Genomic DNA, 14,249 nt, shown 5'->3' with positions numbered 1-14,249 from the left:
CCGGTGAAGCGTGACGCCCATCACTATCCTGTACCAGGGTTGATGAAACGTTGAAGCCGGACCGATCAGGCGCGAAGTGCGCTGTGCAGGCGTGCGATGGCGACCGCGCGGCGCGCGTCGCGGGCGGGGAGCAGGGCGAGCGCGTGTTCGTGGACGGCGACGTCGTCGGGTGCGCAATCGCCGTAGGTCAGCGCGTGATTCGCGTCCGGGCTGTTCAGGACCGCGTTGCGCATGGCGACTTCGAGATAGTCGCGCCATTCGCTGATGCCCGGCGTCTCCGAATCGGGAAGCAGCGGACCGTGATAAAGGCGCACGGCGGTGTCGAGATCGCCTCGCTCGATGGCGCGCAGCACGTCGACGGCGTCGCAGGACAGGGGAGTGGTGAACCGGTAGACGCGACTGGTGATGTCGCCGCCGGTGGCGCGGCGCAGGTACGACATCTCCGATTTGAGCGTGCTCGCGCCGACCGCGCGATCGCCGTAGACGGCGTAGTGCAGGCGTTCGTGGCTGTAGCCGTCGTCGTCGAGGGCGAGCAGGGTCAGGATCTCGAGGTGGCGTGGCCGCAACCGGATCTGCTGACCGTCGCGCATCAACCGCCCGGTTCCGAGGCAGGTCAGCCGCATGCCGGCGGGGGCGGGCACGGCGGCGTGCAACTTCGACTCGATGGCGCTGGTCATGGTGCGCACGGTGGCCATGGCCAGCGGGTGCGAACGCTTCCAGGTGGTCGACAGGTCGAGCACGCCGAGCAATGTCCCGTCGGCCGCGCGGATCGGCGCGCAATAACAGACCCAACCGTGTAGCGCCGCGACGAGATGTTCGGCCGAGAACACGGTGTGCGGTCGGTCGGTGCGCAACGCCAGAGACAGCGCGTTGGTCCCCATGTGCGCCTCGTCCCACCGGCCACCGGGCGCGAAGTTCACCTGCTCGGCCCGCCTGCGCATGACCGGCCCGCCATACGTCCACAGAATCGTCCCCGAGGCATCGGTGACCGCCGCGACGTACCCCGCGTCGTCGGCGACACTGTGCAACTGCTCTTTCAGCTCGGTGATCGGCCCCCGCAACGGCGATTCCGCCCACCGAGGCCCGATATCGGTCTCACTGACCGGCGCGTGATCGCGCCCCGGATCCACCGTCCGCAACGACCGCGACCACGACTGCGCCACCTCGGTCCGAACCCCCGAACTCGGCCCCACCCCCGAAACCCCACCCGGCACCCACATCGCCCACTCCCGCTCCAGCGCGGCGCGCTGCGCGGAAAGCGTGAGCTGCACCATCTCGGGTCTTCCTACTCGATGAACTGGACGAGGAATCCACATCTCATCATGCCGCAGCCCCCGCCGCTGAGCCGCGGTTTCGTCAGCCTGAGCCATCACAACCATCACCACGTTGAACTCCGGTTTCGAGGTGTTGGCCGCTTGTAGCGCGCTGTAGCGCACCGGGCTACGCAAGTGCCATGAGGCAGATCAGCCAGCGCGAACTACGGAACAATTCGGCGGCGATCATGGACGCGGTGGAGGCGGGTGAGACCATCCGGGTAACACGCAATGGCGTCGAGATCGCGGAGGTTCGACCGGTGAACCGTCGACGCAGGCGCAGTGCCGCAGAGTTGGTTGCGCGCCATCGCGCGTTGCCGCAGGTGGACTATGCGTCGATGCGCCAGGAGGCGGACGAGTACTTCGGTTCGGAAGACCGGATCGGCGACGACGACCCGTGGGGTGAACGGTGAGCATCCGGCATCCCATCGGCGTGCTCGATACCTGCACCTACCTCGATCTGGGTCAGCTCGACCCACAGGATTTGCCGGAGACCCCTGAGATCACCGCGATCACGCTGGCAGAGCTGAATCAAGGCGTCGCGATGGCCGAGAATCCAGTTGCGCGTGCCGAGCGCTCCGAGCAGCGATCATCGAGTTCGACCCGATGCCTTTCGACGAGGCCGCCGCGACGCGGTACGGAACCCTGGTTGCTCTGACGATCGCAGCAGAACGCGACCCGCGTCCGCGACGGATGGATCTACTCATCGCTGCGATCGCCTCCGCCAACGATCTGCCGCTGTATACGCGCAACGCGGCCGACTTCGAGGGCTTGGAATCAATGCTCGAGATCGTCGCGCTCTGAGCTGAGACAGACACGGCCGACCATCGCTGATCGAGACTGGGCGGAGGTGGGCTCGCCCTCACACCGACCCTGGCGGAATGGTCTTGGTGCCGAGGTCGAAGTGGATGCCCGCGTGGAGCATCTCGGTGGCGGGGAGGCCGACCATCTCGCGGAAGGATTCGCTGAAGTGGGAGGGGGTGGGCGAAGCCGGCATCGATGGCCGAGCGGGTGAGGTCGTGGCCGGTGATGGCGTTCGTGACCGCCGAGATCACGCGGTTCCAGCGCTGGTAGCCACGGAATGTGGTGCCGCAGTGCTGGGTGAACAGGTGCAGGAAGTGGCCAGGTGGACAGGCCGAGGTTCGCGGCGATCTGGTCGACGATCGGAGCGCGGCACAACTCGACAAGCTCCCGCTCGCGTCGGTGAGAGAGTCCGAAAAGACTTGTAGCTGCGGTCATTTCGTCCTCGATCATGGTGGCCGGAGCGCTGGACGGATCGACGGAAAGTGTCAGTATCCATCCCTCGGTGGCGACGACGCGCTGCGGGGTTCGAGCCGGTGCGAAGCAACTGCCTGTGCGAATCGTGCCGCGTGCGGTGTGCAGATCAGTGGGCCGTCCAGCCCGACGGTGAGCATCGCGACCGGCGGTGAATGCGCGTCGACACCTAGGTCGGGGCCCACATAACCGATGTGTCCTGGACGCACCCACGCGGCCGGGGTCCGCGTCGAACCGCGGATCACCGAACGGGCGTTGTCGCTCACCCTTGCCAGAGTGTCGACGTGTCCCGGGCCGCGCCGTGAACAGGCGCTCTTGTCGGTGGCCCTTGCTATCAAGGTGCATGAGCACATTCATGCTGATCCCGGGTGCGGGCTGCGATGCGGGTTACTGGGGGCAGGTGGCCGACCAGCTGCGTGACCTCGGCCATGACGCGGTGCCCGTGCCGCTGCCGAGCGAGGACGACAGCGCAGGGTTGGCGGAATACGCCGACGCGGTGGTCGAGGCGATCGGCGAGCGACGCGATGTGGTCGTGGTGGCGCACTCGTTCGGCGGCTTCACCGCGCCGCTCGTATGCGAGCGGGTACCGGTGCGGCGAATGGTGTTGGTATCGGCGATGATTCCGGCGCCCGGGGAGGCGCCGGGCGACTGGTGGGCCAACACCGGGCACGCGACTTCCGGTGACGACGACGTGTTCTACAACCAGCTCACCCCCGAGCAGCGGGTCGAGGCGGAGAAATACGAGTGCGGCCAGTCCGGCACCCCGATGGAGTCCCCATGGCCGCTGGCGTCGTGGCCCGAGGTGCCGACCCGTTTCATCCTGCTGCGCGACGACCGCTTCTTCCCCGCCGACTTCATGCGCGGACTCGTAGCCTCCCGGCTGGGGATCGATCCGGTCGAGATGGATGGTGGGCACATGGTCATGATGTCGAGCCCCGCCGAGCTGGCTCGTCTGCTTCTCTGATCACGCGATCGGCGGCCTCGGGTAGGACGGGCCTTCGTGGTCTTACCCGAACCGGATTCGCATCCGGGAAATAGAAGATTTGATCGTCGCGGTTTCGTCGAATCCGCGGTGAGCGCCCTCGACGAGAAATCGACGATCGTGCGACCAGTCCGTGGGCGGTGCTGTCGTCCCAAATGTATTGCTCGATTGCAACTGCCCGCGGATATTTGCGAATTGGTTCCTGACTATTCCGTTCATTCCGTATGTTGGCGAGGGTCCGTCAGTTTTCTCTGGCGCCGCGACGACGAGCACGTTCGTCGCGGCGAGCAGCGTGATGGCGATGGACCAGGCGAGGAGCCCGGACAGGGTGGGGCCTGCCGGCGAGGCGATGCCCGCGAGGTCCTGCTGCACCAGCGCGCACCACGACACGGCGATCGCGGCCCCGGGTCGCACGCGCTGCCGGACGTAGGTCGCGCTGCCGAGGTGGGCCGCACCGTAGAGGACGCCGAACAGGCCGAATACCCACGGCGAGAGCGCGAACCGGTCGGTGAACGCGGATTTCTGCTGGATCACCGGCGCCGATGTCGGTGCCGAGCGCGGGCATGCTCGGCAGATAGATGGTTGTCGCCATTTGTGCGACCGCGACACATGCCGTTGTGACAACTGCTCGGCGTGTTGCCGCGGAAGCCGGAATTTCGCCGGTTTCCGGTTGCGCAGACAATGCACTCCCCTATGGCCGAGCGGATCACGCAGGATGCTGGATCCGAGTTATAGGTATACGGCCAGGCGAAGCGGTCGAACACCGTTGCGATCGCGTTGATTTCAGTGAGGAAAGGTAAATATTCGGTGGCGTATTCATGACGGCACGGTGCCTCGCACGGGGATGCGAGGAAATTGCCTGAGCGCATCGGGCCGATCGACGAGAGTGTTCGACACCGGGGGCGCGGCCTGTGCTCGTCGCGTGTGGCAGGGTGGAACCGTGAACCGATTGGCCGGTGCGACCTCGCCCTATCTGCGTCAACACGCCGACAACCCCGTCCATTGGCGGGAGTGGGATGCCGATGCCCTAGCCGAGGCGGCCGAGCGGAACGTGCCGATCCTGCTGTCGATCGGCTACGCGAGCTGCCACTGGTGCCATGTGATGGCACACGAGTCCTTCGAGGACCCCGCGACGGCCGCGCAGATGAACGCCGATTTCGTCTGTGTGAAGGTGGATCGGGAGGAGCGTCCCGACCTGGACGCGGTGTACATGAATGCCACCGTGGCCATGACCGGGCAGGGCGGCTGGCCCATGACCTGCTTCCTCACCCCCGACGGCGCGCCGTTCTACTGCGGCACCTACTACCCCAAGCAGCCGCGCGGGGGGATGCCGTCGTTCACGCAGTTGCTCAGCGCGGTGGCCGAGACCTGGCTCAACCGGCGCGACGACGTGGACAAGGCCGCGCGTCAGGTGACCGATGCGCTCCAGTCGCAGGCAGCGGGCCTACCCGACGCCGAATTCACCATTGTTCCCGAACTTCTCGACAAGGCTGTGCTGGAGATCGCCGCCGACGAGGACGCGACGCACGGCGGATTCGGTGGGGCGCCGAAGTTTCCGCCGTCGGCGTTGCTGGAAGGACTGCTGCGGCACTGGGAGCGCACCGGCGACCAGGCCGTGTTCGATCTGGTCGAGCGCACAGCCGAGGCGATGGCGCGTGGCGGGATCTACGACCAGTTGCGTGGTGGTTTCGCGCGCTACTCGGTCGATGCCGGGTGGCTGGTGCCGCACTTCGAGAAGATGCTCTACGACAACGCCCTGCTGCTGCGCGCCTACGCCCACCTCTCGCGGCGCACGCCCCCGACCCCCTTGGAATCGTTGCCGCACAGAGTGACTCGTGAGACGGTCGAATTCCTGTTGGGTGATCTCGGGACCGCCGACGGCGGTTTCGCGTCGGCGCTCGATGCCGACACCCACCTCGAACCGGACGGTCCCGGCGTGGAGGGAGCCACCTACGTGTGGACGCCCGCCGAGCTGGTCGGCGAACTCGGTCCGCTCGAAGGGATGTGGGCGGCCGACGCTCTCGGCGTCACCACCGCGGGCAATTTCGAACAGGGCACCTCGGTGCTCACCCGGCACAGCGACCCCGTCGACGCCGAGCAGTCGTCGCGTTTCGACCGACTGCGCGCCCAACTGTTCGAGGTCCGCACCCGGCGCCCGCAGCCTGCCCGCGACGACAAAGTGGTCACCGCCTGGAACGGTATGGCCATCACCGCGCTCGCGGAATCCGGTGCCGCGCTGGAGGAACCGTCGTGGATCGCCGCCGCCGTGCGGTGCGCCCGCTACCTGCTCGACGTCCATCTCGTCGGGGGCAGACTGCGCCGGGCCTCCCTCGACGGCGTCGCGGGCACCCCGCCCGGTGTCCTCGAGGACTACGCCTGGTTCACCACCGGCCTGCTCGCCCTCTACCAGGCCACCGGCGAACCGGACTGGCTCGCTGCCGCACAGCTGTTGCTGGACAACACGATCGACCACTTCGCCGACCCCGAACGCCCCGGCAGCTGGTTCGACACCGCCGACGACGCCGAAACCCTGGTAGCCCGCCCGCGCGACCCCGTCGACGGCGCCACCCCCTCCGGCGCCTCCGCCCTGGCCGAGGCCCTGCTCACCGCCTCGGCGGTCGCCGACACCGAGCGCGCCGTCCGCTACCGCGAACTCGCCGACCAGACCCTCGCCCGTGGCGCGATCCTGCTGGCGCGCGCACCCCGGACCGCAGGCAACTGGCTGTCCGTCGCCGAAGCAGCGGTCCGCGGGCCGTATCAGGTAGCCATCGCTGCGACCGAGAAATCCTCCGCCGCAATGGAACTCCTCGCCGCGGCCCGCGCTTCGGCCCCCGGCGGCACGATCATCCTCGCGGCTCCACCGAACACCGCCCCGCTCCTCACCGACCGGCCGCTGGTCGACGGGACCCCCGCCGCCTATGTCTGCCGAGGCTCGGTCTGCGACCTTCCGGTCACCGACCCCGCCGACCTGACAGCATCACTGCGGCGGTGAGCGGATCCGTGTATCGCTCCGCCTGATCGTCGGCCGATACGACGGCTCGGACTCACTTACCCGGAGGGATGTCCGTCCAGGTCCGGGTGCGCCCGGGGATTCCGCGCAGGCGTAAGTCCTTGTAGCGCTTCCACTTGGACCGCTCAGTCGGAGTGGCGGCCTGCCACACCGAATCGCTCACCAGTACCCGTCGCGGCGCTTCCTTCGCGACGGCGGTGAGGCGGGCCGCCTCGTTGACCGCGTCGCCGATGACCGTGAACTCGAGGCGGGTGTCGGCGCCGACGTCGCCGGCGAACACCTGCCCACGGGCCACCCCGATGCCGACGTCGAGTTCGCCGGTGGCGACTACTTCGTCGCGGATGCGGCGGGCGGCACGAAGGGCAGGGGTGGCGTTGTCCTGCAGGGCGGAAGGGGCGCCGAAGATGCACAGGGCGGCGTCGCCGGCGAATTTGTTCACCAGGCCGCCGTTGTCCTCGGTGGCAGCGACGACCGTGGCGAGCAGCCGGTTGAGCTTGTGGACGAAATCCTCCGGCGCCATTTCGGCGGACAGCTGGACCGAGCCGGTGACGTCGACGAACAGCGCCGAGACGATGCGCACGTCGCCGGTGAGGTCGGTGCTGCCCGACAGCGCGCGTTCGGCCACGGTGGAGCCGACGTGTCTGCCGAAGACGTCCTCGGTGTGCATCTGATCGCGCAGGGTGGCGGCGAGTTCGTTGACCGAGTGTTCGAGCCGGCCGATCTCACTCGCGCTGCCGACCGGCACCCGCACATCGAGTTCGCCGCGGGTGATCCGGTCCAGCGCCCGGTACATCGCGCGCATCGGCGTCGCTACCGAGCGCGCGAGCAAGGCGGTGGCGAGGGTGCCGACACCGAGGGCGACGATCGAGAACAGCAAGGCGGCGCGCACCCGGTCCTCCGCGGACGTGGTGGTATCGCTGAGGACCACGATGATGATCAGCCCTGGCAGCGCACTGGATACCGCCCAGGTGACGAGCACCCGCACCAGCACGGTCGAGCTGGGATGCACGGTGGGCCCGAGCACCGCGGCGATGATGGGCACCGCCGGTCGGATCAGGCGGTCCAGGATCAGGTAGATCGCGCCCGCCGCTTCCAGCCCGCCGAGGGCGAATCCGGCCAGCAGCACGGTGATGTTGTGATAGTCGGTGAACCGGTCGACCAGCCACACGGTCAACACGACGCCCGGCGTCCACAGGATGATCGCGCGCAGGGTGATCGCGGCGGGTAGCCGGATCAGGATGCGCGCTTCCTCCGGCGTCGGTTTGCGGTTGTCGTCGAGCCAGCGCATATATCGGCGCCGGTCGTAGAGGGCGATCCCGATCCCGACCGAGAAGGCGATGATCGGATAGATCAGGATCAGCGCCGCCGCGTCGCGCCAATCGTTGCCGAGGCGGCTGAACACCCCGCCCGCCCAGCTGACCAGGAAGATGGCCGTGACTCCGACCATGTTGGCGGTAATGACCACCAGCGCCAGCCCCCAGTAGGACTGCAGCGCCCACCGGACCAGCCGGTTCACCGCACACGCCCTGACCCGGCGCCCGAGGACGCCCGGGCATCACGAGCTGCGCTGACGGGTGACACAACTACCGAGCATAGAAGGCGCGCCGACCGAGGCGACGTGCACGCGCCGTTCAGCCGAGCACGACCAGCCAGATCGCGATGTAGTGACACAGTGCCGCGACCACCGTCGCCGCATGGAAGAACTCGTGATGTCCGAAGTCGGGCCAGGGATTGGGCCACTTGGTCGCGTACAGAATCGCCCCCACGCTGTAGATCACGCCGCCGACCGCGAGCAGCACCAGCGGCGCGACCCCGACGTTGTGCAGCAGCTCGGGAATCACGGGCACGATCGCCCACCCCAGCAACAGATACAGCGGCACCCCGACCCAGGCGGGCGCGGTGGGCCACAACAGCTTCAGCGCGATCCCGGCGATGGCTCCCGCCCACACCACGACCAGCAGGATCTGCCCGGTCCGCCCGGGCAATCCGAGCAGCGCGAACGGCGTGTAGCTGCCCGCGATGAACAGGAAGATCATCGAATGATCGGCCCGCTTCATCCGCACCCGGGTCCGCACGCTCGCCCAGGTCACCCGGTGATACACCGCGCTCACCCCGAACAGCGCGCACACCGAGATCCCGTACAGCAACGTCGACCATCCCGCCGTCAACGACGTCAGGAACCCGAACACCACGAGCACCGTCACCGCGACAGCGGCAACGCCCACCGCCCAGGTGTGAATCCACCCCCGGAACCGCGGCTTGCTCACCGTGCCGGTCTCAGTCAGAACTGCCTCCACGAAACCTCCAGGGCCAAAACCTACGGTACCGTAAGTTACGCTCCCAACCGTACGTCAAACCCCCACCTCGACACCACAAAACGTGCCCCCGACCACACAAAAGACGAACCCGCCGATCTCGCGAGTACATGGGTAACTCCCCACCCGCCCCAAAAGCCGACCCGAGCTCACCGCAGGCCCCGCACGAATCTCACCCCCCGCCCACGACCGGCAGAATTCCCGGAGAGGCGGGGGAGCGTAGGGTGCGGGCGTGGAGTTTCTTGGTCGGGTGCGTGGATTGCCGTACCGCATCTACGAAGCCAGGCTGTCACAGCAGCTGGCAGACAAGCAGCACCCTCGCCACGTCGCCGTGATGTGCGACGGCAATCGTCGCTGGGCGCGCGAGAACGGGTTCACCGATGTCAGCCACGGCCATCGCGTCGGCGCGCTGAAAATCGCCGAGCTCGTCGGCTGGTGTTCCGATCAGGGCATCGAGATGGTGACCGTCTATCTGCTCTCGACCGAGAACCTGCGCCGCGATGCCGATGAGCTCGAGACCCTGTTCGAAGTGATCACCGATGTCGTCGAGGAACTGTCCGCCCCCGAGCAGAACTGGAGCGTGCGGATCGTCGGGTCGCTCGAGGGTTTCCCCGAGCTGATCGCCAAACGCCTGCGGGTAGCCGCCGAGCGGACGAGCGGGCGCGACGGCGTGCACGTGAACGTCGCGGTGGGGTACGGCGGACGCCAGGAGATCACCGACGCCGTGCGGTCACTGGTGCGGCAGGAGATCGCGTCGGGGGAGTCGGGAGAGGATCTGGTGCAGTCGATTACGGTCGACGCGATCGGCCAGCACCTCTACACCTCCGGCCAGCCCGACCCTGATCTGGTGATCAGAACATCTGGTGAGCAGCGACTTTCGGGTTTTCTGCTATGGCAGAGCGCCTATTCGGAGATCTGGTTTACCGAGGCGTATTGGCCGGAGTTCCGGCGCGTCGACTTTTTGCGCGCACTAAGGGATTACGCGGCGCGGCACCGCCGTTTCGGCGTGTGATGTCGTAGCCGTCGCGTACTCTGCGGTCAGTGGAACCCGAACAGCCTTCCTACATCAGCTATGAGGAATTCGGCAGGCGTTTCCTGGAATACGCCGTCTCCGAGCAACGCATCGCCGACGCGTTCGGCCAACTCACCGGGGCCGCTTTCGATTTCGGGCCGATCGGGGTGGGGCCGGGTCGGCTGGCGAAGGTCACCGCGCAGGTGGAGCTCATGCAGCCACGAATCCTGCGTTTCGTCGACGCGTTCATCTCCTTCGAATTGACCATCCCGTTGCATGTGGATCTGGTCCTCGATCTGGCGGTGGACCGGTCGCGGTTCCGCGTCGACGGCACCGTGCATCTGCATCTCACCGCGCGCACCGCCGACCCGCTGCGAGTGGTCATCGATATCGCCGAGCCACGTCCCGGTGATGTGCGGGTCAATGTCGCCAGTAGCTCCAAGCGTGGTGAGCTGCTGCGCGTGCTGGCCAGTGTCGACCACGAGATCCGCCGATTCGTCGCCCGGTATGTCGCCCAGGAGATCCGCAAGCCCGAGATCGCGGCCGTCCGCAATATCGACGTGGCGACCAGGCTCGACGCGGCGTGGAAGTTGTAGCGGACTGAGCCCGATCTCGGAGGTCCCCCGACTAGGCTGCTGCGCGAGACCGGGCCCGACGACACATTGCAGGGGTGTGAGCTGTGGGAATTGCGACGAAGGCGAGCGGATGGCGTGCGCGGATCGCGGTGCTCGGCGTCGTGTGCGGTGCCGCGATGGTCGTCGCGGGCTGCGGTGAGGTCGAGCAGCCCGCGCCGCCACGACTGACGCCCGCCGAAGAGCAGGCCGCCAAGGGCCCCGTGTTCGCCTATCGCACCGACGCCGAGCTGGCGGTGGTGCACGGCGCCGAAACCGTGCGGGCGCCGGGTAGTTTCGGCCATTCGTCGGCCGCGGTGACCTTCACCGAGGACGGGCGGTACGCGTTCTCGGTGGAGACGAGCAGTAAGACGCTGGTGGCGCTGGGTGTGCGGGACCGGTCGGTGACGCGCATACCGTGCGACTGCACCAACGCGGTGGGCCTGCGTGGTTCGGTGATCGGCTGGTGGCGCGAGCCCGGTGAGATCATGAGCATGGATCTGGCCGGTTCCGAGGCCGCCGCACCCGAACGTGAGATCGTCCTGCCGGATTCGCCGAGTCCGTTGAGTGGTGGCACGTGGAACGGCGCCGAGCTGGTGGCGGCCACCGACGAATTCGTCCTGCTGGCCAGGGTCGAATCGCGCGGACTGTGGTGGGAGAAGAGCCACCTCTATGCCATCGGCGCCGACGCCATCCTGCCGCTGGGCCGTGTGCCCGGCATCGACGCCGGACTCTCCGCCGCCGCCGGACCCGATGGGCACACCTTCGTCCTGGCCGGGGCGACGGCACGCAGCGCGACGTGCGGCAGCGGCAACGTGGCCACCATCGATGTCGCGACCAACGGAGTCCGGTCGCTGCCCACGCTGCCGGGCGAGTGCTCCGCGGTGTACAGCCCGCGCTGGAGCGAAGACGGATCGATCACGATCGCCACCCGCAAATGGGCCGATCTCGTCGGCGCGCCGAGCATGGTCGACCGGCTGCAGTCGGCGGCGCAGGGATGGGCGCCGGTGGGGGAGTACCCGGTGGTCGACATGCTCCGGCGGGTGCCGGGGTCGGTGATCGAGGTGGTCGCCGGTGAACCCACCGATGCGCGCGGCACTCCGCACGGGGTGTTGGTTGTGCACAGGGGCGGTGTCCGTGAGGAATTGGCGAAGCAGGTCATCTCGCTCGGTGCGCCGCCGACCGCGAACGGCTGATCCCGTTCGCGATCGGATCGCGGAATCTGTTGCCGCGCAGGTTGATCAGAGCTTGCGCAGGCGCAACCTGTTGATCGTGTGATCGGAGTCCTTGCGCAGCACCAGGGTGGCGCGCGGACGGGTGGGCAGGATGTTCTCCACCAGGTTGGGTCGGTTGGTGGAGTTCCAGATATCGCGGGCGGCCGCGGTGGCCTGCTCGTCGCTGAACGCCGCGTAGTGGTGGAAGTGCGCGTCGGGGTCGGCGAAGCCGGTCTTGCGCAACGCGAGAAAGCGCTGCACATACCAGTTCTCGATGTCCTCGATGCGGGCGTCGACATAGATGGAGAAGTCGAACAGGTCCGACACCATCAGTCGCGGACCGGTCTGCAACACGTTCAGGCCCTCGACGATGAGGATGTCGGGCTGGCGCACACAGTGCTTCTCGTCGGGCACGATGTCGTAGGACTTGTGCGAATACACCGGCGCGCACACCTCTTCGGCGCCCGACTTCACCTCGGTGACGAACCGCAGCAGCTTGCGCCGGTCGTAACTCTCGGGAAAGCCCTTGCGGTGCATGATCCCGCGACGGGTGAGTTCGGCTGTGGGATAAAGGAATCCGTCGGTGGTCACCAGGTCGACCCGAGGGTGGTGATCCCAGCGCGCCAGCAGTGCCTGCAGCACGCGCGCGGTGGTCGACTTGCCGACCGCGACACTGCCCGCGACACCGATCACGAACGGCACCTGCTTGTCGGGGTGCTTCTCCCCGAGGAAGGTGGCGGTGGCGGCGAACAACCGCTGCCGCGCCGCGACCTGGAGGTGGATCAACCTGGCCAGCGGCAGGTAGACCTCGGCGACTTCCTCGAGGTCGATCTGCTCGCCCAGACCGCGTAGGCCGGTCAGTTCGTCCTCGGTCAGGACGAGGGGAGTCGATTTGCGCAGGGTGCGCCACTGGCTTCGATCGAACTCCACATAGGGGCTCGGTTCACTCGTCCGTGCCACCTACCCGACCCTCCGTCCAGGCGCATCCGCACAGCTTGGCTGCCCGTCTGGTGAGATCCGGGATAACTCTGACCGCATAGCGAGATTGTGCTCCGTGCTCGCCGCCCGCGCGCAACAGGGGGTTTGGCTACCGGTCGGTAACTAGCGACAATGCCGAGGTAAGGCGCCATTTTCCGGGCGACCACGTAATGTCGGACGGATGGGGTCACATCCACTTGTCACTGAATACCTGCGCCTCGGTTTGGCTTTCGATCGCCTCGAAGAGGGCTTCGTCGACGCCTACACCGGCGATCCGCAACTGCGTCGCGATGTCGAGAACGCCGCCGTCCCCGAACCCGCCGAGCTGGCCCGGCGCGCCGTCGACCTGCGGGCCGCCCTGCCCGATGCCGGGCTCTCGGCCCAGCGCACCGAATTCCTCGATGCCCACCTGGTGGCGATGGAGTGCTCGGCTCGCAAGTTCGCCGGTGAGCAGATCGGTTTCGTCGACGAGGTCCGCGCCTATTTCGACGTCGACATCGCACCGGGTGACCCCGACGACTATCGCGAAGCGCACCGGCAGATGGACGAGGTGCTCGGTGGCGACGGTCCGCTCGCCGAACGCGCCGCCGCTTACCGTCGCGGCGACGAGATCCCGCCGGAAAAGCTCGCGACCTGTGTCGAAGCGTTCTCCAGTGCGTTGCGCGAGCGGGTGCGTGACCGGTATCCGCTGCCCGACCACGAGCACGTCACCTACGAGGTCGTCGGCGACAAGCCCTGGTCCGGCTTCAACTACTACCTCGGCAATTTCGCATCGACGGTGGCGATCAACTCCGACCTCAAACAGCACATGGGCAACCTCCCCGCGCTGATCGCGCACGAGGCCTACCCCGGCCATCACACCGAGCACTGCCGCAAGGAAGCCGGACTGGTCGCGGCGGGCGAGGACGAGCAGACGCTGTTCCTGGTCAACACCCCGCAGTGCCTGATGGCCGAGGGCCTCGCCGACCTCGCCCTGCAGTCGATCGTCGGACCCGGCTGGGGCGTGTGGGCCCAGGAGATCTACGCCGACCTCGGCCTTCGTTTCGACGGTGAACGGGCCGAACGCTTCTCGACCGCGTCGGCGAAATTGCTGAACGTGCGTCAGGACGCCGCGCTGCTGCTGCACGATCAGCACCGCGGCGAGGACGAGGTGGCGCTGTTCCTGCAGCGGTGGATCCTGGCGACGCCGGAGCGGGCGCGGCAGTCGTTGCGGTTTCTCTCCTCGCCGCTGTGGCGGGCCTACATCAGCACCTATGTCGAGGGCTACCGGTTGCTCGGTGGCTGGCTCGACGGCGCGGTCGGCGCCCAGGATCGGGTCGAGCGGTTCGGGCGTCTGCTCGACGAGCCGCTGACGCCGGGGGCGATCCGGCGGATGAGCGTCGCTACTGGATGACGGCGCAGCCGGGCGGGGCGGTCATCTCTGTGTCATCGGTCACCGTCGGACGGGTCGTTTCGCCGAGTCTGTCGTGTTCGACGGCTATCGAACCTGGTCAGGCGCGGTGTGACCCTGGTCTCTCGGGTGGCGGCTCGGACGGTGTT

15 protein-coding genes are annotated in these 14,249 nt (G+C 67.5%); 8 read left to right on the top strand and 7 right to left on the bottom strand.

Annotated features, from left to right (window positions below; genetic code table 11):
- Window positions 1–65 precede the first annotated feature (65 nt).
- The gene (locus NS1_RS13360; RefSeq protein WP_084503700.1) at window positions 66–1,274 is read right to left on the bottom strand and encodes a transcriptional regulator; all 1,209 of its coding nucleotides are present in this window, start codon (window positions 1,272–1,274) and stop codon (window positions 66–68) included.
- Window positions 1,275–1,453: 179 nt separating this feature from the next.
- On the opposite strand from NS1_RS13360, the gene NS1_RS13355 reads away from it, so the two are divergent.
- Together NS1_RS13355 and NS1_RS41320 are read left to right on the top strand one after the other, a co-directional pair.
- Window positions 1,454–1,726: a type II toxin-antitoxin system Phd/YefM family antitoxin gene (locus NS1_RS13355; RefSeq protein WP_062984627.1), complete on the top strand. Its 273-nt coding sequence runs from the start codon at window positions 1,454–1,456 to the stop codon at window positions 1,724–1,726.
- Between the two features lie 193 nt (window positions 1,727–1,919).
- Window positions 1,920–2,117, top strand: coding sequence for a PIN domain-containing protein (locus NS1_RS41320; protein WP_218019924.1), 198 nt, complete (start codon window positions 1,920–1,922; stop codon window positions 2,115–2,117).
- 58 nt (window positions 2,118–2,175) lie between these two features.
- Here NS1_RS41320 and NS1_RS41620 read toward each other — a convergent pair whose 3' ends face one another.
- Window positions 2,176–2,310 carry a hypothetical protein gene (locus tag NS1_RS41620; RefSeq protein WP_255284519.1) on the bottom strand — a complete coding sequence of 45 codons (135 nt, stop codon included), beginning with the start codon at window positions 2,308–2,310 and terminating at the stop codon, window positions 2,176–2,178.
- Window positions 2,311–2,602: 292 nt separating this feature from the next.
- Window positions 2,603–2,854 (bottom strand): hypothetical protein, encoded by a 252-nt coding sequence (locus NS1_RS13345; RefSeq protein ID WP_062984625.1) that lies wholly within the window; start codon window positions 2,852–2,854, stop codon window positions 2,603–2,605.
- Window positions 2,855–2,931: 77 nt separating this feature from the next.
- Between NS1_RS13345 and NS1_RS13340 the strand changes: the two genes are divergently transcribed.
- Window positions 2,932–3,552 carry an alpha/beta fold hydrolase gene (locus tag NS1_RS13340; RefSeq protein ID WP_062984623.1) on the top strand — a complete coding sequence of 207 codons (621 nt, stop codon included), beginning with the start codon at window positions 2,932–2,934 and terminating at the stop codon, window positions 3,550–3,552.
- Between the two features lie 42 nt (window positions 3,553–3,594).
- On the opposite strand, the gene NS1_RS13335 is transcribed toward NS1_RS13340, so the two are convergent.
- On the bottom strand, window positions 3,595–4,104 hold the full coding sequence (locus NS1_RS13335) for a hypothetical protein (protein ID WP_062984621.1): 510 nt from the start codon (window positions 4,102–4,104) through the stop codon (window positions 3,595–3,597).
- Between the two features lie 406 nt (window positions 4,105–4,510).
- On the opposite strand from NS1_RS13335, the gene NS1_RS13330 reads away from it, so the two are divergent.
- Complete coding sequence (locus NS1_RS13330) at window positions 4,511–6,562, top strand: thioredoxin domain-containing protein (RefSeq protein WP_255284518.1); 2,052 nt, start codon at window positions 4,511–4,513, stop codon at window positions 6,560–6,562.
- Window positions 6,563–6,614: 52 nt separating this feature from the next.
- Here NS1_RS13330 and NS1_RS13325 read toward each other — a convergent pair whose 3' ends face one another.
- The gene (locus tag NS1_RS13325) at window positions 6,615–8,096 is read right to left on the bottom strand and encodes an adenylate/guanylate cyclase domain-containing protein (protein WP_062984619.1); all 1,482 of its coding nucleotides are present in this window, start codon (window positions 8,094–8,096) and stop codon (window positions 6,615–6,617) included.
- Window positions 8,097–8,211: 115 nt separating this feature from the next.
- Window positions 8,212–8,877, bottom strand: a complete 666-nt coding sequence (trhA, locus tag NS1_RS13320) for a PAQR family membrane homeostasis protein TrhA (RefSeq protein WP_084503698.1) — start codon at window positions 8,875–8,877, stop codon at window positions 8,212–8,214.
- A 250-nt stretch (window positions 8,878–9,127) separates the two neighbouring features.
- Here trhA and NS1_RS13315 point away from each other — a divergent pair, with 250 nt between their 5' ends.
- The 3 genes from NS1_RS13315 to NS1_RS13305 all read left to right on the top strand — a co-directional run bounded on the left by NS1_RS13315 (window position 9,128) and on the right by NS1_RS13305 (window position 11,714).
- The gene (locus NS1_RS13315; RefSeq protein WP_056813646.1) at window positions 9,128–9,907 is read left to right on the top strand and encodes an isoprenyl transferase; all 780 of its coding nucleotides are present in this window, start codon (window positions 9,128–9,130) and stop codon (window positions 9,905–9,907) included.
- A 29-nt stretch (window positions 9,908–9,936) separates the two neighbouring features.
- Window positions 9,937–10,503: a hypothetical protein gene (locus NS1_RS13310; RefSeq protein WP_056813643.1), complete on the top strand. Its 567-nt coding sequence runs from the start codon at window positions 9,937–9,939 to the stop codon at window positions 10,501–10,503.
- A gap of 83 nt (window positions 10,504–10,586) precedes the next feature.
- Window positions 10,587–11,714, top strand: coding sequence for a hypothetical protein (locus NS1_RS13305; protein ID WP_062984611.1), 1,128 nt, complete (start codon window positions 10,587–10,589; stop codon window positions 11,712–11,714).
- Between the two features lie 45 nt (window positions 11,715–11,759).
- On the opposite strand, the gene coaA is transcribed toward NS1_RS13305, so the two are convergent.
- A complete protein-coding gene (gene coaA / locus NS1_RS13300; RefSeq protein WP_062984609.1) occupies window positions 11,760–12,692 on the bottom strand; it encodes a type I pantothenate kinase in 933 nt (310 codons plus the stop codon).
- Between the two features lie 199 nt (window positions 12,693–12,891).
- Between coaA and NS1_RS13295 the strand changes: the two genes are divergently transcribed.
- Complete coding sequence (locus NS1_RS13295; protein ID WP_056813633.1) at window positions 12,892–14,103, top strand: hypothetical protein; 1,212 nt, start codon at window positions 12,892–12,894, stop codon at window positions 14,101–14,103.
- Window positions 14,104–14,249: the final 146 nt, after the last annotated feature.

The sequence above is a fragment of the Nocardia salmonicida NBRC 13393 genome, from assembly GCF_001613085.1.
Lineage (GTDB): Bacteria > Actinomycetota > Actinomycetes > Mycobacteriales > Mycobacteriaceae > Nocardia > Nocardia salmonicida.
This window is presented reverse-complemented; position numbering and strand designations above follow the sequence as displayed.